The following is a 21,297-nucleotide window of genomic DNA, read 5'->3' as shown; positions in this document are numbered from 1 at the left end:
CCTTCGATAGATAATCACCACAGCGCTTGAAAACGTAAACACTATCTTGGCGCTTCAGTCATATGGTTCAAGAAAAAGGATTTCCCATGACGAGCAGCCTTCAAGCATCTCAGGCCATGCCGCATTCCATAAGCACGCAGTTTGCCTCACGTCCAACCCTGGAAAACACAGCTTGGCGGCTGTTAACCGAGGCCATTTTAAGAAAGTACCCAACGATCCCACTTAACCAAGAACTCACCTGGGTAGGCATCCCAAGCGCAAAAAACACGTTGACCTCAACACCACTCATGGAGTTTTTACAGGGTTTTCTGGGCAGCGGCCTAGAGCCGAGTTTTCCAGACGGTTATGGGGGTAGCCCTCGCCTGATCACTAATTACCTGATCGTGATCACCAACGGGCGTCAGGATAACCCGCACACCTTTCCAGATATGGCGCTGATCAAGCAAATGATCCTCGAACTGTCCTGGACCTTAGTCGCCGAGCTCCAAAACAGCCTCGCGGACTATTGGAGCGCCACCACCGACACCGGCAACAGCCGCTGGCAATGGCTCAGCGACCGACTGATGGAAAACCTGCGTATCGGCTCCATAGAACACAACGAACTGAGTGATCTTGAGCACGAAACCCTCAATCAACTTATCTGCCACCCGAACAAGGAACAACGACTGCGAACCTTCGCAAGCGAAGCCGTACATGCCTATTGCCCGGAGCTGGTTTTCAGCTATGGCACGCAGGTAACGCGGCAGTTGAGCCCACTCTTACTGCTTGTTCGTTCGGTCAATAATCAAACATGCGTCCTGCTGTGCAATACCTCGGGGGGCTGCGAAAGCTTCCCGTCACTGCATGCTTTTACCCAAACCTGGGGTCAGCGAATGGCTGCCGAACACGAGGTTACGCAGGTCACGGTCAATCGTTACGAACCTGACGGCAATATCTTCGACAGCTACGCCGCCGCCCTCCTCAACCAGCAGTTGGAAAACCTGCAAACACTAGAGATTCCAGCGACTCAGGGTTTCGAACAGTTGGAAATGCTTTATCGACAAATCACCGACCCCGGCTATTACTTTCACAGCCCCTCTCGAACCACTCACCCCGTGTTGACCACTTTGCACGGGTTGTTGCCCGACTGGCTGCAACAGGCCAGCCCCCATGACCGAATCGCTTACCGCCAGCTCAGCCTGGCACTGGCCAGCGCAAAAAAACGCAGTCACGGTCACACATTTCTCAGCGAAATCGACGACATCCGTACCTTCACAAACAAAGCGTTGCGACGACAAATGGCGCTTGATGAAGCAAACCTGGATCAGGTGACTGCCGAACACACCACAGTCGGCAACCTCAACCCTGAAGACTTGCAACTGACCTTCATAAAGGCCGTGGGTCTGCCGGAAACGGTTGGGATTATTCAAACAACCACCCTGAGCCTGACGGACCTCGCAATCAATAACCTGGTCGGGCAGCCAGGGAACCTCACGGCACTTAAACATCGTGATGAAGAGCCATTACCGCACTGGCTGACCCTCGAGTACATCAACCGCCGTGGCGGCCTGATCGAACGGGTGAATATCGGCAAGACCTATCCGGAGATGCTTGAGCAGCACCTTCTCGGTAACGACCCAAAGGTTGCTCAACGAGAGGCCCGTTTTGCTGAACAAACATCAGCACAGTTGCCGTTACTGGCCCTTGAACTGAAACTCAAAAAGCAAAACGGGTTGACCGAGAAAGGCCTGCAATACGTCTGGGCCCTGGTGCGAGAGAATGCTCAAGAGCGCTATGTCGACGGTCGAGCTGTGGTCATTCGCTCGCTGGCCTTGGTACGCGCGCCTGGCGCGGCCGCAGACCTTGTCACCAATATGTTTATCATCGAAACGCAAGACATCAACGTTGGCCCCCACCTCCTTTATCGCCCCCTCTATGCCGAGCCATTGCTTGAATTCGCCACGCGCTCGCTGTTATTGCAAGCGCTGGCTACGCCGGGGGCGTTACAGACGAGTGTACTGACGTGGCTATCCGACACGGCGAGGCCCATCTACGATAACGGCGGATTCACTGAGCCCCACTACGTACGATTCGGCAGCGGCAGTGATTTTGCACCCATTGAGACCCCCGAGCCTGCCGCTCTCGCCACTGCCGAAATGAGCAGCGAGTTACCGCTCCTGCTCTCCAACGGTAAGCTAATGCAGTTTTTGTACGGCACCAGCGCCCGTGCATTGGTCGACCAGGCAAATCGTGAATCCGTCTCCAACAGCGAGAGCCGTTGGGCGGTATTGATGGAAGGTGCCAACTTGATGTTCAGCGCACTCCTGGTGCCCTTATTGCGGGGGCCCGCCATGCTCACAGGTTGGCTGATATCGCTGATCAGCAGCGCACTTCACGATATACCCGCGCTCAACAGCCCGGACCCGATCGCTAGAGAGTTGGCATTGGTCGACTTATTGCTGAATGTCGGCATGCTGTTGCTCCAACACCCTTCGGCCACTCAACAAACACCCGAGTTGCTGGACGAGAACATCCAGGCCAAGGCGTTGCAGCCGCCAGGGCCACGTCGACCACCTGACCAATGGCCAACGCCAACCCCACCTGAGGTGCTCGAGGGCATCGTCTCACTCGACGGCGACGCATTGGGTTCTACGGGTGTTCCGTTCGAACTCGGGTTTTCAAGCGCCCGTGAACGGCTGACCCCGAGCCAGGCGAGGCGACTGCAGGCCCTGCAGGTGCCGCAACCGGATGATTTGCCGCTCCCGGTGTCAATCGGGCCTGGCAAAGGGCTTTACGAAATTCAAGGCAATTGGTACGCACAGGCGGATGGGCATTGGTATCGCGTTGAAATGCGCCCGGATGATTCAGTCGTCGTAGTACTCCCCTCGGACGCCAACGTGCCGGGCCCCTTACTCAAATCCGACCGCGACGGTCATTGGTCTTTAGACTTCAGACTACGGCTGCGTGGTGGAATGCCAAAAAGCCGAATAGCCGATTTACGAGCAAGCAAACTCGCCAGAAAAACTCAGTTGAGCTCTGATTACCAACAATTGATCGCCGATCAAACAATGCTACAGACGGCCGCTGACGCTGCGCAACACGCTTGGGAGTCGTCGAATACCGCTCAAACGCGCCTGGCGTTTGGCCGTGCCCTAGACGCTCAGACTCAACGCTACGTTCAACTACTGGACACACTCAAGGAACGCCGCGATTTGCAAATCCCGGTACCCGCCAATCATGTGGCAGTTTTTTTGGGCAACGTCACCAAAAACGCTCGCAAATCATCACTCATTGCACGTGCTGACCGTGAAGCACTTTGTGCGCAGCACCAGATATTTTTTGATCGCGCCAATGAGGCTGCCCAACAGATCCTTACTCATAGCGGACGCTACAGGCAGTTCGTTGAGCAATTGGTCGAGATCAATGAGAGCCAGATACAAGCCCTTGAGCGTCAAGACCGCTCTCTATTGGAGCTACGGGAGCTCGGCCAGCCTGGCGCCGAAACCTATCAAAGTCTCACCGAAAACCGTGATGACGAAACCACTGTGCTGGGGGTGAAGTATCTCCAATTACAGAGCTTGAAGTTTTCGATATTCAAGAACCTCGTGGACTTCCCAACTGAAATCTCCGAGATCCTCGATCCGCTTGGCCCCCAGGTTCGTACCCACGCCGAACTTAATAAGCTTGAACTGACGCCCTCCGACCGCCTGAATGTGCTCGAAAGCCTCGACGAACGCTACGGCCAAGCCGTCGACGCCTTGCAAGGTCAAGCAATCATTCATGCCGAAGTGCTCGACACAACTTACTTCAGCCGAGTACAGAAGCTGCTTGAGTCGCTGTACCAAGACGTTACTCGGCAACTGGCTGTTGAGCTGAAACCCGACGCGCAAACACCGGCACCTCAGGTGAAACAACCGTTGACGAGGCAAGGAAAACCGCAGAAAAAAGTGATCAAGACCCGAAAGCAAGGCACGCTGATTGGGGAACTGAAATCCACGCATAACAATTCAACGATTGAGCAAGTCGAAATCAGGTCCGAACAGGACGAGACGTTACTCGCCACCTATACGCTTCACGATGGCGTCTGGGATGAAGTTCGCGTAGTGACCGCGACAAGACCACCTGCACCTGCAACCCGACCGCTGAACACTATCAAAAGCGCTGCTCGTACGCGACTGGATGGACTCACTCAAACCCTGGAGCGAGAGAAGCGCTACGCTCAGAAATCCCACTTCCCGGTGGAGATCGAGGAAAGCATGCAACGTGAAGCGGGCCGCTATCGCGACCTCGCATCGGAGCTTCAGCGGGCGCTGGAGCAGAAAAAAAAATCGGATCAGCCTTTGCTCGATGAGCTGGAAAAGGCGGCCGAAACGCTGATCAAAAAAGGCCAGGAGCTGCGCATTCAAATATCGTTGGCGCTCCCCCCAACCCACGCCAACCTGGCCTATTTGTTCGAGTTGAAACTTGTGCAAGTGGCCCGACTGGGTGAACGTATAGCCCTGCGCGGCGAGCGCAAGGACTTTATCCAGGAGTACGCCGTCAACGACCGTCAGGGCAAGCCACTGTGGTATGCCCATTTCCACTACCCCAATGCCAACACACCGAAGCAGTCCTACTCCATCGCTCATTTGAAATCGATTCAGCAGCGCAAGGAAAGCTACTACTCGCTGCTGGCCAAGTCTTCAGGTAACCAAGGTGCAGTGGAGATACATCGTGGGCTTATCGGCAAACCGCTGGCGCAGCGCTGGTTTTTGCCTCTGGCATCCTGACCCGCCTAGAGCAGCTTGTGTTCCATGGCGTACTTCACCAACTCCGCCAGAGAGGTGATATTGAGCTTTTGCATCAGCCGCGCCTTGTGGGTGCTGATGGTCTTGCTGCTCAGCGCCAGCTGCTGCGCAATGTCGTTGACGTTGGCGCCCTGGGCCAGGCGTTCGAACACCGAGAACTCGCGCTCGGACAGTAATGAATGCAACGGGCGGGCATCGGTGAGGCCGACTTCGAAGACCATCCGGTCGGCCAGGTCCGGGTCGATGTAACGCCCGCCGGCCGCCACCTTGCGGATCGCCGTGAGCAACAGCGCCGGGTCACTGTCCTTGGTGGCGTAACCGGCCGCGCCGACCTTCAAGGCGCGGGCGGCCATTTGCGCTTCGTCGTGCATCGACAGCACCAGGATTGCCGGCGGATTGTTCAGCGCACGGATCCGCGCAATCGCTTCCAGGCCGTTGACGCCGGGCATCGAGATATCCAGCAACACCACCTCGCAGGCCACGTGGCGCAGGGTTTCCAGCAATTGCTCGCCATTGCTGGCCTCCCCCACCACCAACAGGTCTTTGGCCAGGCCGATCAATTGCTTGATGCCTTCACGAACGATGGTGTGGTCTTCGGCTACCAGTACGCGAATCACAGGGACTTCCTCATGGTGTTATGCATCCAACGGCACCGTGACACTCAGGGTGGTGCCTTCCCCCAATTCGCTGTCCAGGCTCAACTGCCCGCCCATGATCAGCACGCGCTCGCGCATGCCTACCAGGCCAAACGACACCGGACGGCCCTGGGCCTGGACGAAACCGACGCCATCGTCGCTGATGGTCAGGCGCAAGTCCGTGCCCTCCAGGGCAAGGGTCAGTTCCACAGTATGCGCCTGGGCATGGCGCATCACATTGGTCAGCGACTCCTGCAGGATGCGGAACAAGCCAATGGCCTTGGCATCGCTGAGGGTCGGCAGGTTATCCGGAACCTGCACCAAGCAGGGAATTTGCGTGCGCGCTTCGAAGCGCCGCGCCTGCCATTCAATGGCCGAAGCGATACCCGCATCCAGAATCGGCGGGCGCAGGGCCGTCGCTACATCGCGCACCAACTGGAACAACTGGGCGATCAAACGCTTCATGCTGTTCAAGCGCTCGTGCAAACCGGGGTCAAGTTGCGCGTAGGCCAGCTCGCACATGGAGGTTTCAAGCTTGAGCACGGTGAGCATTTGCCCGAGTTCGTCGTGCACTTCACGGGCGATACGGGCTTTTTCTTCTTCGCGTACGGTTTCCAGGTGGGCGGACAACTCGCGCAGTTGCGCACGGGAGGCATCCAGTTCCAGCTCGATGCGCTTGCTCTCGCTGATGTCCCACACAATCCCATCCCACACCACCGAGCCGTCTTCCAGGCGTCGGGTGACCGCCTTGATCTCGGCCCAACGCTGCTCGCCCTGGCGCGGAAGAATCCGACCTTGCCAGAACCAGTTGCTCTCAGTGTCAGTGGCCTGATCCAGCGTGCCGAGGTAACTGGCGCGGTCGTCTGGATGCACCACGCTGCGAATCCCCACTTCCGGCCGACTCAGCACCGAAGGCGCGTAACCCACCAAGCTTTCGCTGCCCTCACTGATGTAGGCAAATTCGATTTCGTCGCTCAACGGCAAGCGCTCCAGGCGGAACACCAGCCCCGGCACGTTCGCCGCGATTCCCTGCAGGCGTGCCTCACTCTCCTGCAAGGCCGCCAACGCGCGACGCCGCTCGGTGACGTCATTCAGATAAACCACCAGGTATTCGCCGTCGGCAAATCGTAGGAAGCTCAAGGACACATCCGCAGGCAACACGCTGCCGTCCGCCCGCAGGCAGTCAGTGGCAAAACTCTGCGGCCCCTCTTCACTGGCGCGGGCGCGTCGCCACAGATTCAGCCAGCGATCCATGGTGAGGGTGGGATCGAACTCGACCAGCGGCCGCTCGATCAGCGCACCGGGACCGTAGCCGAGCATGCTTTCGGCCGCGTGATTGGCGTAGCGCACATGGCTGTCCCAGTTGACCCAGAGAATACCGACGGTGCTCTGGTCGATGGAAAACTGTGTCAGTCGCAAGGCCTCGGCACCGGCAGCGCGGGCAGCGCTTTCTTCCCGCGCGGCCAACAGGCCGTGTTCCAGCACCCGTTGCTGGCGGCGTTGCCAGAACACCACCGCCAGGCTGGCGAGCAACAGCAGCCCCAGCAACAGGCTGAGGTTTTGCCACAGGCCAGGGGATTCCGCCAGCCGTGGGTATTTGGGTTGCAGCCAGCGGTTGTGCAGTTGGTCGAGGTCGCGGGCGGGAATCGTACGCAAGGCACTTTCCATGATGCCGGCCAGTTCCGGCCATTCCCGCCGCGTGGCCACGCGCAGTAATTGCGGCAGGCCGATATCGCCCACCACTGCCAGCCCGGCAAACTCCGCCTCGCCGGACAAGCGGCTCAATTGCGCCTCATCCACCACCGCATAACGCGCTTGCTGGCTCACCAATAATTGCAGGGCCTGACGCTCCATGGGCACGCCTTGCAGATTGAGGCTGGGGTAGGTACTGCGCAGGTAATCAGCCACTGCGCTGGGCATGCGCACGGCGACGCGGGATTGCTCATCGAGCTTTTCCAGCTCCACGGCGCCGCCGCCCTCGCGGATGCCGACGATGTGTTGCGGCACACGCATGTAAGGATCGGTGAACAACCAGAGGCGCAAACCCGCTGGGGTTTGTTGCAGGCCGGGGGCGATGTCCACTTCGCCCTCACGCACGGCGGCTTCCAGTTGTTCCTGATTGGGGAAATTGCGCCAGGTCAGCTCGATATTCAGCGCCTTGGCTAGCCACTGCATCAACTCGACATTCGCCCCGGACAGCCGCTGCAAACGCCGATCGTATTGCGCGTAGGGTGCTTGCAACACCAGGCCCACCCGCAGTTCCGGGTGCTGGGCCAGCCATTCGCGTTGCTGCGCATTAAGCTGTACCTGGGGCGCGACGGGCGCAGGGGCGGCAGTTGCCATCAAGGCAAGGCACAAACAGCCGATAACCAGCAGACAGCGAAAACCCATGATCCACGTCTCACATCACTGACAAATACTGACCAACCCATTAGGCTGCTGGAATCACTTCTGGCCGGGAATTTACGATGCCCTTTTTTCACCGTTCAGCACTGCCAGCATTGTGCCTGTCGCTGCTTTTTACCAGTGCCTTTTCTGTACAGGCCGCTGACGCCCCCGCACCTGCCGCGGAAAAACCGGTCGAGCGCCAGCCCTTGTCCGAACGCAGCCAGGCAGAAGCCAGCGCTCTGGAACGCAAGATTCCGCAACAAGAACAGCAACAATTGCAGGCGGGCAGCGATTCATTCCTCGCCCTGTGGAAACCCGCCAACAGCGCCGAGCCCGAAGGCGTGGTGATTATCGTACCGGGCGCCGGCGAAAATGCTGACTGGCCGCAAGCAATCAGCCCGTTGCGGCATAAGTTTCCGGATGCCAATTGGGGCAGCCTCAGCCTGTCGTTACCAGATGTAAGCGTGGATACGCTGCCACCCCGTGTGATGGAAGCGCCGCAGGCGACTGTGGACACCAGCAGCAAGGAAGCGAGCACCGCCGACAAGCCCATCGAGCAAGCCGCCAGCGCCGAAGCCGAAGGCACGGACCCGGCGGTGGTGCCCGGTGCCGATGAGCAGGACAAGACCGACGCATCACGCATCTTCGCGCGCATCGACGCCGCCGTGGCCTTCGCCCAGACCCAGAGCGCACGCAGTGTGGTGCTGCTCGGCCATGGCACCGGTGCCTGGTGGGCCGCACGTTATTTAAGCGAGAAGCAACCGTCCCAGGTACAGAAGTTCGTCATGGTCGCGGCGCAGACGCCTACCGGACGGCATCCGGATGTGCAACAACTGGCCCCCGGCCTGAAGTTGCCGACCGCCGATGTCTTCTATCAGGACAACGCCCAATCACGCAAAAACGCCCTGGCCCGTGCCCAGGCCGCCAAGCGTTTGAAAAATGACAGTTACAAGCAGGTGTCGTTGAAAGCCTTGCCCGGCAACAGCGCCGCCGGGCAGGAACAGTTGTATCGACGCATTCGTGGCTGGTTGAGCCCGCAGGCAAGCGCCGATTGAAAGCTACCTGAAGTCCCGGCGCTCGCGAATCAATGCATAGGCATTGTGCAGTTCGCGAGTGCGTTCAGTGGCTTCACGCACTTGCGCGGGGCTAGCACCGGTGCCGGCGATCTTGTCCGGGTGATGACGGCTGAGCAGGCGGCGATAAGCCCGTTTGATCACCGATGGCTCGGTGGTGGCCGTCACGCCCAGCAGGCGCAACGCGTCCTGATAAGTGGGCCCCCGGCTGACCAGCGGCTTGCGCTCCGGGGTGTAGTCGGCCGCCAGTGCCTGCAACTGTTGCGGCGTCCAGCCCAGCCATTTGCCCCAGAGGTCGATCAGGTCTCGCTCGGCGTCATCCGCCTTGCCGTCTGCCCAGACCATGCGCCAGCAGGCGCGTAATACGCCTTCCGCCGCATGGGGTTGAGCCTTGAGCACACGCAGATAACTGCGCACGCGGTCGGAGCCGGACTTGCCGCGATTGAACGCCGCAATCGCGCGGCGCTGGGCCGAGTCGGTCATGTCGAGCGAGCGCATCTCCTGACGCGCCTGCTGGATATGCCCATCCACCACCCGACCATTGCTCTTGGCCAAACGCCCCAGCAACACAAATAACAGCTCGTCATTGCGCAACGCCGGGCGCCCACCCAGGCGCTCGCGCAACTGCGCCCAACTGTGCAATTGCAGGCGACGGTCCAGCGCCTGCCCCAACAGCGCACCCAACATGGCCCCCGGAATACTGGCAATGGCAAAGCCAGCCCCGGCGCCGATCAGCGTCCCTGGCCACAGCATGTTACTGCCCCGCTGTCAGCAGGGTTTCGACCTGCGCCAAGCGCTCCAGCGTGCCGACATCAATCCAGCGTCCCGCCATGTGTTCCCCCGTTACCAGACCTTTGGTCATGGCGGCCCGCAGCAGCGGCGCCAGCTTGAAGGCACCCGCGCTGCAACCCGCGAACAGCTTGGGGTCGAGCACTGAAATGCCACTGAAGGTCAGGTTATCGGCACCGGCCGCTGCATCATGAAGCAAACCGTGATCAAGGTAGAAATCACCGCCCGAGGGGTGATGGGCCGGGTTGTCGACCATCACCAGGTGGGCCAGGCCCTTGAGCGGCTGCTTGAGCTGGGTAAAGTCGTAGTCGGTCCAGATATCGCCATTGACCACCAGGAAGGGTTCATCCCCCAGCAACGGCAACGCCTGGAAAATCCCACCGCCGGTTTCCAGTGGCTCGCCTTCGGGGGAGTAACGGATACGCAAACCGAATTGCGCGCCCTCGCCCAAATAGCTTTCGATCTGCTGGCCCAGCCAGGCATGGTTGATCACGATATCGGTGAAACCAGCCTTGGCCAGGGCCTCCAGGTGATACTCGATCAGGCGCTTGCCGCCGGCCTGCACCAGCGGCTTGGGCGTGTGCAAGGTCAGCGGGCGCATCCGCTCGCCCTTGCCGGCGGCCAGGATCATCGCCTTCATACGCGGGCCTCGGAGGGGTGGCGCAGGCTGGCGAGCAACTCACCCAGCTCACTCAGCTCCGGACGGTCGGCCAGCACTGCTTCTATATAAGCAAAGAAGCGCGGCACGTCAGCCAGGTAGCGAGGCTTGCCGTCACGATGGCAAATGCGCGCAAAGATACCGATGACCTTGAGGTGACGCTGTACCCCCATCAGGTCACTGGCGCGCAGGAAATCGTCGAAATCCGCCTGCACCGGGATGCTCAGTTGCGCCGCACGCTCCCAATACCCGCGCTGCCATTCCCGCACGCGGGCCTTGGGCCAACTGAGGAAGGCGTCCTTGAACAAACAGGTGATGTCATAGGTGACCGGTCCGTAGACCGCATCCTGGAAATCCAGCACGCCAGGGTTGGGTTCGCTGATCATCAGGTTGCGCGGCATATAGTCGCGATGCACCAACACTTTTGGCTGCGCCAGGGCGCTGTCGATCAGGTGATCACTGACCCGCTGCCAAAGCGCTTGCTGCTGCGTATCCAGTTCGATACCCAGGTGGCGGCGCACGTACCACTCAGGAAACAATTCCAGCTCGCGGCGCAGCAAGGCGACGTCGTAGCTGGGCAAAGGTGCGTCCATCGGCAATTGCTGGAAGGCCAACAAGGCGTCGATGGCATCGGCAAACAATTGATCGGCGTTTTTGTCGTCAATCACGTCGAGATAGGTTTTTCTGCCCAGGTCATTGAGCAAAAGAAAGCCGCGCGGCAAATCTTCTGCGTAAATTTTTGGAACATTTATCCCCGACTTTGCCAGCAAATGTGCGATATCGACGAAAGGTTTGCAGTTTTCCTGGGGGGGCGGAGCGTCCATGACCACGAAGGTCCGACCGCCGCCTTCCCAACGGAAATAGCGCCTGAAACTCGCGTCGCTGCTGGCCGCGGTCAATGTGGCCGGGGGTACGGCACCCCAGCCTTGAGCGTTGAAAAGGATCGGCAACTGCTCATCCAGCCAGACTTCCAGCTGTTGTAAACGTAGATCTTGCTCGGGCATTACAAGGGTCTCCGACGGCGCTAGCCGTCAAGCGGGGCATGCTTTATTATCACGCATCTTTTTCAGACCATCGAGAGGCGTGCGGCCCAAACCGCGGGCAGATGGCACGCAGGAAGCCCGGACTAATAAGATGGCATTGAAATCCCCCGCGTTTCGTAGAAAATTTCCGTTGCTGGTAACCGGCAGTCTGCTGGCCTTGCAACCCTTCGCCACCTCATTCGTGGTCGCCGCGGAACAGTATGACTGCTCAGTCTCTGCTTCGGGTGCCTGGGATTGCGCGCCGAAAACCGCCGCAGCCCCGCTACCACCGCGCCCGGTGCATGATGGCGCCGCCATCAGCTCCGCCAACAGCACGGCGCAGGCCGATGCTGGCGGCAAAGCCGAGGCCGAGCCCAAGACCGCACTGGTCACCGAATCCAAGGGCCGTGGCCTGCGCTCGCGCAGCGCCGACTACAGTCACCTGGACTGGGTGCCCCGCGAGAAGCTGACCGCAGCGCAGCTGGCCGAAACCGGCCCGTACTGCGGCGGTGCGTACATCGAGCCGACTCGTCCTGGCATGAACGACAAGACGAACAAGAGCGATGCGCCCACCTTCATCGGCGCCAAGGCCTCGCGTTACGAGCAGGAACAGCAAGTCGCGACCCTGGCCGGTGACGTGGTCATGCGCCAGGGCAGCATGCAGTTGGAATCTGAAGAAGCCAGCCTGTACCAGGCCGAGAACCGTGGCGAGCTGAACGGCAAGGTCCGTCTGCGCGACAACGGTGCGCTGATCGTGGGCGACCACGCCGAAGTGCAACTCGACACCGGCGCGGCCCAGATCGACAACGCCGAATACGTGCTGCACAAGTCGCGCATCCGCGGTAACGCGCTGTACGCCAAGCGTGCTGAAAACGCGATCATCCGTCTCAAGGACGGTACGTACACCACCTGCGAGCCAGACAGCAACGCCTGGCAGCTCAGGGGCAACAACATCACGTTGAACCCGGCCACCGGTTTCGGTACCGCCACCAACGCGACGTTGCGGATCAAGAACATCCCGATCCTCTACACCCCTTACATCTATTTCCCGATCGACGACCGTCGTCAATCCGGCTTCCTGCCGCCAAGCTTCAGCACCGGCAGCGAAACCGGCTTCACTCTGGTGACGCCGTACTACTTCAACCTGGCGCCCAACTACGACGCCACGTTGTACCCGCAATACATGACCAAGCGCGGCTTGTTGATGGAAGGCGAATTCCGCTACCTCACCAAATCCAGCGAAGGCCAGTTCGGCGGCGCGTACCTGAACGACGACAACGACGAACGCAAAAAGCAGACCGATTACGAAAAAACCCGCTACATGCTCAATTGGCAGCACAAGGGCGGTTTGGATTCGCGTGTAGCGACCCAGGTGGATTACACGCGCATCAGCGACCCTTACTACTTCCAGGATCTGAAGTCGTTCCAGGAAGGCGTTGAAAGCCGGGATGCCCTCAATCAACAGGGTTCCGTGACCTACCGCGGCGACACTTATCAGGCGCGCCTGAACCTCCAGGCTTACCAACTGGCGACGATCTCCCAGATCACGCCGTATGACCGGTTGCCGCAGATCACCTTCAATGGTGCGCTGCCGTACCATCCGGGCGGGCTGAACTTTACCTATGAGACTGAAGCTGTTCGCTTTGAACGCAGCCTTGAAAAAGGCACGTTTACCGATCAGGACGGACTTGTGTCGCCTCGTCTGGATACCTACGTCACCGGCCTGACCCGCGCCAACGGCACGCGGTTGAATGTTGCGCCAGCCGTCGACTACCCGATGAACTGGACCTACGGGTTTATCACGCCAAAGCTCAAGTACGTTTACACCAAGTACGATCTTGACTTGGACAACATCGGCAAGAACCAGATCATCGCCCAGCAAGCAGCTGCCACTGCGGCCAACCCGTACGCTGGTGGCGACTTCAAGAGTTCGCAAGACCGCGCCGTGCCCATTGCGAGCGTCGACAGCGGCCTCTATTTCGACCGCAACACCAACTGGTTCGGCAAAGATTATCGCCAGACCCTTGAGCCGCGTGCGTTCTACCTGTACGTACCGAACAAGGACCAGGCTGATATCCCAGTCTTCGACACCAGCGAATACTCGTTCAGCTACGCATCGCTGTTCCGCGATAACCGCTTCAGCGGCACCGACCGCATCGGCGACGAGAACAAGCTGTCCCTGGGCTTGACCAGCCGCTGGATCGAAGAGAACGGCTTCGAACGTCAGCGCGTATCCGTCGGCCAGGCCGTGTACTTCAAGGACCGTGAGGTTCAACTGCCGGGTATCCTGGCGGCTGACCGTGCCGATGCACAGTCCGACGTTTCGCCGGTTGCCCTGGACTACGAGTTCCGCTTCAACCGCGACTGGCGCGCCACTGCCGACTACAACTGGGACACCGAGGAACACAGCCCTCGTTCCGGCAGCGCAATGCTCCACTACCAGCCGGAAGACAACCCGAACAAGATCATCAACGTCGGTTATCGCTACCGTAACGACCAGGTCGTCTACAACCAGCTGACCGGCAAATGGCAGTTCGGTGGCGACTACGGCCAGCCAGGCGATGCGAACTTCGTGAAGGATTACTACAAAATCCAGCAACACGACTTCTCGATGATGTGGCCGATCATTCCTCAGTGGAACCTGATCACCCGCTGGCAGTATGACTACGCTCGCAACCGTACCCTTGAAGCCTTCGGTGGTTTCGAGTACGACAACTGCTGCTGGAAACTGCGCGTCATCAACCGTTACTGGGTTTCCAACGACGAATACAGCCAGATCGCCCCGCTTAACGAAAAGGGTGACCACGGGCTCTTCTTCCAGATCGTCCTCAAAGGACTCGGCGGCCTGACCGGCGCCAAGGTAGAGAGCTTCCTCGACAAAGGCATTGAAGGTTATCGTGAACGTGAAGACCAAGCTTTCTGATTGTCTGCGCCCGCTAGTGCTGGGCGCACTGTTCCTGGGCACCGCATCGGCGCACGCTGCGGTTCAAGAACTGGATAAGGTAGTGGCCATCGTCGATAACGACGTGATCATGCAGAGCCAACTGGACCAGCGCGTCAAGGAAGTCCAGCAAACCATCGCCAAGCGTGGCGGTGGCGTGCCACCGACCAGCGTCCTGGACCAGCAGGTACTCGAGCGTTTGATCGTCGAGAACCTGCAACTGCAGATCGGCGATCGTTCCGGCATCCGTATTTCGGACGAAGAACTGAACCAGGCCGTGGGCACCATTGCCCAGCGCAACAACATGAGCATCGACCAGTTCCGTGCAGCCTTGGCCCACGACGGTTTGTCCTATGAGGATGCCCGTGACCAGATCCGCCGTGAAATGATCATTAGCCGTGTGCGTCAGCGCCGTGTGGCCGAGCGGGTTCAGGTGTCCGAGCAGGAAGTTAAGAACTTCCTGGCGTCGGACCTGGGCAAGATGCAGCTTTCCGAAGAACTGCACCTGGCCAACATCCTGATCCCGACACCGGACAGCGCCAACTCCGAGCAGCTCAATGCAGCGGCCGCCAAGACCCAAGCTATCTATGATCGCTTGAAGGCGGGTGCCGACTTCGCCCAAATGGCGATCGCCCAGTCCGGTAGCGACAACGCACTGGAAGGCGGCGACATGGGCTGGCGTAAAGCGGCTCAATTGCCTCCTCCGTTCGACCGCGAGCTGAGCGCAATGGAAGTGGGTGGCATCACCCAACCTGCGCGCACACCGGGTGGCTTCATCATCCTGAAGCTCCTGGAAAAACGTGGCGGCGAAACATCGCTCAAGGATGAGGTGCACGTTCGCCACATCCTGGTCAAACCGAGCGAAATTCGCACCGAAGCCCAAACCAAGGAACTGGCCCAAAAGATCTATGACCGCATCCAGAGCGGTGAAGACTTCGCCACCCTGGCCAAGAGCTTCTCGGAAGACCCGGGTTCTGCCCTCAACGGCGGCGACCTGAACTGGATCGACCCGAAAGCGCTGGTGCCGGAGTTCCAACAGGTGATGGCCGATACCCCGCAGGGCGTATTGTCCAAGCCGTTCAAGACCCAATATGGCTGGCATGTGCTGGAAGTCCTTGGCCGTCGCGCCACCGACAACACCAACCAGGCCCGCGAGCAACAAGCGCTGAACGTACTGCGTAACCGCAAATACGACGAAGAGCTGCAAACCTGGCTGCGTCAGATCCGCGACGAAGCTTATGTTGAGAACAAGCTGCCAGGCGCCCAGACAGGCACCGACCAGGCAGTTCAGTGAAACCCCAGCGTTTCGCGGTGACACCCGGCGAGCCGGCCGGCATTGGTCCTGACCTGTGCCTGCTGCTCGCCTCGCAACCCCAGCCACACCCCCTGATTGCCATTACCAGCCGCGACCTGCTCCTTGAGCGGGCCGTGCAGCTGGGTGTGGCCGTCACTCTGCTGGAGGTAGCGCCAGGCAATTGGCCGGACCTTCCCGCCCCCGCCGGCAGCCTGTATGTGTGGGACACCCCGCTGCAGGCCAACGTGGTGGCAGGGCAACTGAACACGGCCAATGCAGCGTTCGTACTGGAAACCCTGACACGCGCCGGGCAAGGCTGCATCGACGGCGACTTCGCCGGCATGATCACCGCTCCGGTGCACAAGGGCGTGATCAACGAATCCGGCATCGCCTTTTCCGGCCACACCGAATTCCTCGCCGAACTGACCCACACCGAACAAGTCGTCATGATGCTGGCCACGCGCGGCCTTCGAGTCGCCCTGGTGACCACTCACCTGCCGCTGCGCGACATTGCGGACGCCATCACGCCCGAGCGGGTGGAGCGTGTGACGCGCATCCTGCACGCCGACCTGCAGCAGAAATTCGGCATCGCCCAACCGCGCATCCTGGTCTGTGGGCTCAACCCCCACGCCGGTGAAGGCGGCCACTTGGGCCATGAAGAAATCGACATCATCGAACCCACCCTGGAGCGTCTGCGCCAAGAAGGCATGGACCTGCGCGGCCCACTGCCTGCGGACACTCTGTTTACCCCAAAATATCTGGAGCACTGCGACGCAGTGCTGGCGATGTACCACGACCAGGGGCTGCCGGTGCTTAAATACAAAGGCTTCGGCGCCGCAGTCAACGTGACACTGGGCCTGCCGATCATCCGCACCTCCGTCGACCATGGCACCGCCCTGGATTTGGCGGGCAGCGGCAAGATCGATACCGGCAGCCTGCACGTGGCCCTGGAAACCGCCTATCAGATGGCCGAGACCCGTATATGACCGAGCATTACCAACACCGGGCGCGCAAGCGCTTCGGGCAAAACTTCCTGCACGACGCAGGCGTTATTGATCGCATCCTGCGTTCCATCCATGCCAAGCCTGAAGACCGCCTGCTGGAAATCGGCCCGGGCCAGGGCGCGCTGACTCAGGGCCTGCTGGCCAGTGGCGGCCAACTGGACGTGGTGGAGCTGGACAAGGACCTGATCCCGATCCTCAACCAGCAATTCGCCGGCAAGTCCAACTTCAACCTGCATCAGGGTGATGCGCTGAAGTTCGACTTCAACAGCCTCAATGCAGCGCCGAACAGCCTGCGGGTGGTGGGCAACCTGCCGTACAACATCTCCACCCCGCTGATTTTCCACCTGCTGAACAACGCAGGAATCATCCGCGACATGCACTTCATGCTGCAAAAGGAAGTGGTGGAACGTTTGGCTGCCGGCCCAGGGGGTGGCGATTGGGGCCGTCTGTCGATCATGGTTCAGTATCACTGCCGCGTAGAGCATCTGTTCAACGTCGGCCCTGGTGCGTTCAATCCGCCGCCAAAGGTCGACTCGGCCATCGTGCGCCTGGTGCCCCACGCCGTGCTGCCACACCCGGCCAAGGACCATAAGCTGCTGGAGCGGGTCGTACGCGAAGCGTTCAACCAACGCCGCAAGACCCTGCGCAACACGCTCAAGGCCCTGCTGAGCACTGCCGAGATCGAAGCCGCTGGCGTCGACGGCAGCCTGCGCCCCGAGCAACTGGACCTCGCCGCCTTCGTGCGCCTGGCCGACCAATTGGCGATCCAGCCTGCGCCAACCGCGGACTGACAGCACCGAGCAAGGCCAGACACATGTCTGGCCTAGTGCCCTCCTCTTGGCCTAGACTGACTCGCATCTGCTGTCCTCCGCTTTTAAGGCCTCTTGCATGTCCGATCCTCGCTACCAGATCGACGTCAGCGTCGTCACCCGCTTCCTCGCGGACCAATCCCAACCTGAGCAGAACCGCTTCGCCTTTGCCTACACCATCACCGTGAAAAACAACGGGCTGGTACCGGCCAAGCTGCTGTCACGCCATTGGGTCATCACTGACGGTGACGGCCAAGTCGAAGAAGTGCGTGGTTCCGGCGTGGTTGGTCAGCAGCCGTTGATCGACAGCGGTGCCAGCCATACCTATAGCAGCGGCACGGTGATGACGTCCAAAGTGGGCACCATGCAAGGCTCGTATCAGATGAAAGCCACCGACGGCCAACTGTTCGACGCTATCATCGCGCCCTTCCGCCTTGCCGTGCCGGGAGCCCTGCACTGATGGCGACGTACGCGGTCGGCGACCTGCAGGGCTGCCTCGAACCGCTCAAATGCCTGCTTGAACGCGTAGCCTTCAACCCAACCCACGATCGCCTGTGGCTGGTCGGCGATCTGGTCAATCGCGGCCCGCAATCCCTGGAAACGCTGCGCTATTTATATAGCCTGCGCGACTCTTTGGTCTGCGTATTGGGCAACCACGACCTGCATCTGCTGGCCGCGGGCAATAACATCGAGCGCCTGAAAAAGGGCGATACCCTGCGGGAAATCCTCGAAGCGCCGGATCGAACCGAGCTGCTCGACTGGCTGCGCCGGCAAAAAATCCTGCATTACGACGAAGCCCGCAACATGGCCCTGGTCCATGCGGGCATCCCGCCTCAATGGACACTGAAGAAAGCCCTCAAGTGCGCCACCGAAGTCGAAAGCGCCCTGGCCGATGACAACCTCTATACCTCCTACCTCGACGGCATGTACGGCAACGAGCCGGTGAAGTGGGACAATGACCTCAGCGGCGTCACGCGCCTGCGGGTCATCACCAACTACTTCACGCGCATGCGCTTCTGTACCGCCGAAGGCAAACTCGACCTCAAGAGCAAGGAAGGCGCTGACACCGCGTTGCCGGGCTACAAGCCGTGGTTCGCTCACAAAGAGCGCAAGACCCGTGACACCAAGATCATTTTTGGCCATTGGGCGGCCCTTGAGGGCAAGTGCGATGAACCCGGCGTGTTCGCCCTCGACACCGGCTGCGTGTGGGGCGGTGCCATGACCTTGATGAACATCGACACGGGCGAGCGTTACAGCTGCCAGTGCGAATCCCCCCTTCCCGTTACACTGCCGGCTACTGCCAAGCCATAGGAGCCCGCCATGAGCGAATTCAAACGTATCCCCCCTGAACAAGCCCAGGCCCTGCGCGAGCAAGGTGCCGTGGTGGTCGATATCCGTGACCAGCCGACTTATGTGGCCGCCCACATCACCGGTGCCCGGCACTTGGACAACGTCAACATTGCCGACTTCATCCGCGCCGCCGACCTTGACGCGCCTGTGATCGTGGCCTGCTACCACGGTAATTCCAGCCAGAGTGCAGCCGCCTATCTGATCAGCCAGGGCTTCTCCGACGTCTACAGCCTGGACGGCGGCTTTGAGCTGTGGCGTACGACCTATCCTGCAGAAATTTCTTCCGGCAATTCGCAATAATTTTTTTCACACCCCGCTACCCCGCGTGACGCTTGGGCTCGCGCCGTTTCTGACGAACGGCGCAGCCAAACTAATTGCGCATCGCGCCTTGACCTCTCCGATTCCGAACTATCCTTAAGCGCAGGCCATCCGAATCAGGGGAGAGCCGGTACACCGGCGTGCGGGTCATCGGTAGCGTTTCAGGGTGTTCTGGGGGGAAAACGGCCATTGGCGTCTGCCAATGTCTGCCAGCATCGACTGATTGATCCGGCGTCGGCTCCACGTATCGAGCGAGGTGACGACGTCATGAGTATTTTTAGCCACTTCCAACAACGCTTCGCATCCACACAGCAGGAAGAACTCACGCTGCAAGAGTATCTTGAGCTGTGCAAACAAGATCGCAGCACCTATGCGTCTGCCGCAGAGCGCCTGCTATTGGCGATTGGCGAGCCGGAGCTGGTGGAAACCGCCAACAACTCGCGGCTGTCGCGAATATTCTCCAACAAGGTGATCCGCCGCTATCCGGCCTTTGAAGACTTCCATGGCATGGAAGAATGCATTGACCAGATCGTGTCTTACTTCCGCCATGCCGCTCAGGGCCTGGAAGAGAAGAAACAGATCCTCTACCTGCTCGGCCCCGTCGGCGGCGGTAAATCGTCCCTGGCTGAAAAGCTCAAACAACTGATCGAGAAGGTGCCCTTCTACGCCATCAAGGGCTCACCGGTGTTCGAGTCACCCCTGGGCCTGTTCAACGCCACGGAAGATGGCGCGATCCTCGAAGAAGACTTCGGCATCCCGCGCCGCTACCTCAACACCATCATGTCGCCCTGGGCCACCAAACGCCTGGCTGAGTTCGGCGGTGACATCAGCCAGTTCCGCGTGGTCAAGCTCTACCCATCGATCCTCAACCAGATCGGCGTGGCCAAGACCGAGCCGGGCGACGAGAACAACCAGGACATCTCGGCGCTGGTGGGCAAGGTCGATATCCGCAAGCTTGAAGAATTCCCACAGAACGACGCCGACGCCTACAGCTACTCGGGCGCGCTATGCCGGGCCAACCAGGGCCTGATGGAGTTCGTGGAGATGTTCAAGGCACCGATCAAGGTGCTGCACCCACTGCTCACCGCCACCCAGGAAGGCAACTACAACAGCACCGAAGGCCTGGGCGCGATTCCGTTCACCGGGATCCTGCTGGCGCACTCCAACGAATCGGAGTGGCACACCTTCCGCAACAACAAGAACAACGAAGCCTTCATCGACCGGATCTATATCGTCAAGGTGCCCTACTGCCTGCGGGTCAGCGATGAAATCAAGATCTACGACAAATTGCTGTTCAACAGTTCGCTGGCCAAGGCCCATTGCGCGCCCGACACCCTGAAGATGCTTGCCCAATTCACCGTGTTGTCGCGCCTCAAGGAGCCGGAGAACTCGAACATCTATTCGAAGATGCGCGTGTACGACGGCGAAAACCTCAAGGATACCGATCCCAAGGCCAAATCGATCCAGGAGTACCGCGACACCGCCGGTGTGGATGAAGGCATGAACGGTTTGTCGACGCGCTTTGCGTTCAAGATCCTGTCCAAGGTCTTCAACTTCGACCCACACGAGATTGCGGCCAACCCGGTGCACTTGCTTTACGTGCTGGAACAGCAGATCGAACAGGAACAATTCCAGGCCGAAACCCGCGAACGCTACCTGCGTTTCCTCAAGGAATACCTGGCACCGCGCTACATCGAGTTCATCGGCAAGGAAATCCAGACCGCGTACCTGGAGTCCTACAGCGAGTACGGCCAGAACATCTTCGACCGCTACGTGCTGTACGCCGACTTCTGGATTCAGGACCAGGAATACCGCGACCCGGAAACCGGCGAGATCCTCAACCGCGTGGCCCTCAACGAGGAACTCGAAAAAATCGAGAAACCGGCCGGCATCAGCAATCCGAAGGATTTCCGCAACGAAATCGTCAACTTCGTGCTGCGCGCCCGCGCCAACAACAACGGCAAGAACCCGACCTGGCTCAGCTACGAGAAGCTGCGCGTGGTCATCGAGAAAAAAATGTTCTCCAACACCGAGGACCTGCTGCCGGTCATCAGCTTCAACGCCAAGGCCAGCAAGGAGGATCAGCAAAAACACAACGACTTCGTCACACGCATGGTCGAGCGCGGCTACACCGACAAACAGGTACGGCTGCTCTCCGAGTGGTACCTGCGGGTTCGCAAATCGCAGTAAGGCAGCGACAGGCGTGCACTGCCGGGCCACTGGCCTGGCAGCTGACCGCTTGTCTCTAAG

15 protein-coding genes are annotated in these 21,297 nt (G+C 59.8%); 10 read left to right on the top strand and 5 right to left on the bottom strand.

Annotation, left to right across the window (positions count from 1 at the left end; genetic code table 11):
- The first annotated feature begins 86 nt into the window (after nt 1-86).
- Nucleotides 87-4,748, top strand: coding sequence for a hypothetical protein (locus HX868_RS10100; RefSeq protein ID WP_177002735.1), 4,662 nt, complete (start codon nt 87-89; stop codon nt 4,746-4,748).
- A 5-nt stretch (nt 4,749-4,753) separates the two neighbouring features.
- Here HX868_RS10100 and HX868_RS10095 read toward each other — a convergent pair whose 3' ends face one another.
- Nucleotides 4,754-5,383: a response regulator gene (locus HX868_RS10095; RefSeq protein ID WP_038842984.1), complete on the bottom strand. Its 630-nt coding sequence runs from the start codon at nt 5,381-5,383 to the stop codon at nt 4,754-4,756.
- A gap of 18 nt (nt 5,384-5,401) precedes the next feature.
- Nucleotides 5,402-7,792, bottom strand: a complete 2,391-nt coding sequence (locus HX868_RS10090) for a PAS domain-containing sensor histidine kinase (RefSeq protein ID WP_177002734.1) — start codon at nt 7,790-7,792, stop codon at nt 5,402-5,404.
- A gap of 77 nt (nt 7,793-7,869) precedes the next feature.
- On the opposite strand from HX868_RS10090, the gene HX868_RS10085 reads away from it, so the two are divergent.
- A complete protein-coding gene (locus HX868_RS10085; protein ID WP_177002733.1) occupies nt 7,870-8,844 on the top strand; it encodes an alpha/beta hydrolase family protein in 975 nt (324 codons plus the stop codon).
- Nucleotides 8,845-8,847: 3 nt separating this feature from the next.
- On the opposite strand, the gene HX868_RS10080 is transcribed toward HX868_RS10085, so the two are convergent.
- The 3 genes from HX868_RS10080 to HX868_RS10070 are packed head-to-tail and all read right to left on the bottom strand — an operon-like array spanning nt 8,848 to nt 11,313.
- The gene (locus tag HX868_RS10080; RefSeq protein ID WP_177002732.1) at nt 8,848-9,615 is read right to left on the bottom strand and encodes a TerB family tellurite resistance protein; all 768 of its coding nucleotides are present in this window, start codon (nt 9,613-9,615) and stop codon (nt 8,848-8,850) included.
- Nucleotide 9,616: 1 nt separating this feature from the next.
- Nucleotides 9,617-10,291, bottom strand: a complete 675-nt coding sequence (murU, locus tag HX868_RS10075) for an N-acetylmuramate alpha-1-phosphate uridylyltransferase MurU (RefSeq protein WP_177002731.1) — start codon at nt 10,289-10,291, stop codon at nt 9,617-9,619.
- On the bottom strand, nt 10,288-11,313 hold the full coding sequence (locus HX868_RS10070; protein WP_177002730.1) for an aminoglycoside phosphotransferase family protein: 1,026 nt from the start codon (nt 11,311-11,313) through the stop codon (nt 10,288-10,290). Before HX868_RS10070 ends, murU begins: the two co-directional genes overlap by 4 nt.
- A gap of 130 nt (nt 11,314-11,443) precedes the next feature.
- Between HX868_RS10070 and HX868_RS10065 the strand changes: the two genes are divergently transcribed.
- From HX868_RS10065 to HX868_RS10030, 8 genes are all read left to right on the top strand, one after another.
- Nucleotides 11,444-14,254, top strand: a complete 2,811-nt coding sequence (locus HX868_RS10065) for an LPS-assembly protein LptD (RefSeq protein WP_177002729.1) — start codon at nt 11,444-11,446, stop codon at nt 14,252-14,254.
- Nucleotides 14,229-15,566 (top strand): peptidylprolyl isomerase, encoded by a 1,338-nt coding sequence (locus HX868_RS10060; protein ID WP_028618161.1) that lies wholly within the window; start codon nt 14,229-14,231, stop codon nt 15,564-15,566. The genes HX868_RS10065 and HX868_RS10060 overlap by 26 nt, the downstream gene beginning before the upstream one ends.
- The gene (gene pdxA, locus HX868_RS10055) at nt 15,563-16,552 is read left to right on the top strand and encodes a 4-hydroxythreonine-4-phosphate dehydrogenase PdxA (RefSeq protein WP_177002728.1); all 990 of its coding nucleotides are present in this window, start codon (nt 15,563-15,565) and stop codon (nt 16,550-16,552) included. The genes HX868_RS10060 and pdxA overlap by 4 nt, the downstream gene beginning before the upstream one ends.
- Nucleotides 16,549-17,361, top strand: coding sequence for a 16S rRNA (adenine(1518)-N(6)/adenine(1519)-N(6))-dimethyltransferase RsmA (rsmA, locus tag HX868_RS10050; protein WP_177002727.1), 813 nt, complete (start codon nt 16,549-16,551; stop codon nt 17,359-17,361). Before pdxA ends, rsmA begins: the two co-directional genes overlap by 4 nt.
- Before the next feature lie 97 nt (nt 17,362-17,458).
- Nucleotides 17,459-17,839 (top strand): Co2+/Mg2+ efflux protein ApaG, encoded by a 381-nt coding sequence (gene apaG / locus HX868_RS10045; RefSeq protein WP_177002726.1) that lies wholly within the window; start codon nt 17,459-17,461, stop codon nt 17,837-17,839.
- Complete coding sequence (locus tag HX868_RS10040) at nt 17,839-18,690, top strand: symmetrical bis(5'-nucleosyl)-tetraphosphatase (protein WP_177002725.1); 852 nt, start codon at nt 17,839-17,841, stop codon at nt 18,688-18,690. Before apaG ends, HX868_RS10040 begins: the two co-directional genes overlap by 1 nt.
- Before the next feature lie 9 nt (nt 18,691-18,699).
- Nucleotides 18,700-19,029, top strand: coding sequence for a thiosulfate sulfurtransferase GlpE (glpE, locus tag HX868_RS10035; RefSeq protein ID WP_177002724.1), 330 nt, complete (start codon nt 18,700-18,702; stop codon nt 19,027-19,029).
- A gap of 285 nt (nt 19,030-19,314) precedes the next feature.
- Nucleotides 19,315-21,237 carry a PrkA family serine protein kinase gene (locus HX868_RS10030; protein WP_003194732.1) on the top strand — a complete coding sequence of 641 codons (1,923 nt, stop codon included), beginning with the start codon at nt 19,315-19,317 and terminating at the stop codon, nt 21,235-21,237.
- The last annotated feature ends 60 nt before the right edge of the window (nt 21,238-21,297 follow it).

Origin of the sequence: Pseudomonas reactans (genome assembly GCF_013385825.1) — a bacterium.
In the GTDB taxonomy this organism is placed as follows: Bacteria; Pseudomonadota; Gammaproteobacteria; order Pseudomonadales; family Pseudomonadaceae; genus Aquipseudomonas; species Aquipseudomonas reactans.
Note: the sequence above shows the minus strand (reverse complement) of the source record. Positions and strands in the feature narration are given on the sequence as shown.

Coding starts and splice junctions, on each gene's coding strand:
- HX868_RS10080 (WP_177002732.1), bottom strand. CDS start 9,615: ATGCTGTGGCCAGGGACGCTGATCGGCGCCGGGGCTGGCTTTGCCATT.
- HX868_RS10070 (WP_177002730.1), bottom strand. CDS start 11,313: ATGCCCGAGCAAGATCTACGTTTACAACAGCTGGAAGTCTGGCTGGAT.
- HX868_RS10100 (WP_177002735.1), top strand. CDS start 87: ATGACGAGCAGCCTTCAAGCATCTCAGGCCATGCCGCATTCCATAAGC.
- HX868_RS10090 (WP_177002734.1), bottom strand. CDS start 7,792: ATGGGTTTTCGCTGTCTGCTGGTTATCGGCTGTTTGTGCCTTGCCTTG.
- apaG (WP_177002726.1), top strand. CDS start 17,459: ATGTCCGATCCTCGCTACCAGATCGACGTCAGCGTCGTCACCCGCTTC.
- HX868_RS10030 (WP_003194732.1), top strand. CDS start 19,315: ATGAGTATTTTTAGCCACTTCCAACAACGCTTCGCATCCACACAGCAG.
- HX868_RS10065 (WP_177002729.1), top strand. CDS start 11,444: ATGGCATTGAAATCCCCCGCGTTTCGTAGAAAATTTCCGTTGCTGGTA.
- murU (WP_177002731.1), bottom strand. CDS start 10,291: ATGAAGGCGATGATCCTGGCCGCCGGCAAGGGCGAGCGGATGCGCCCG.
- HX868_RS10040 (WP_177002725.1), top strand. CDS start 17,839: ATGGCGACGTACGCGGTCGGCGACCTGCAGGGCTGCCTCGAACCGCTC.
- rsmA (WP_177002727.1), top strand. CDS start 16,549: ATGACCGAGCATTACCAACACCGGGCGCGCAAGCGCTTCGGGCAAAAC.
- HX868_RS10085 (WP_177002733.1), top strand. CDS start 7,870: ATGCCCTTTTTTCACCGTTCAGCACTGCCAGCATTGTGCCTGTCGCTG.
- glpE (WP_177002724.1), top strand. CDS start 18,700: ATGAGCGAATTCAAACGTATCCCCCCTGAACAAGCCCAGGCCCTGCGC.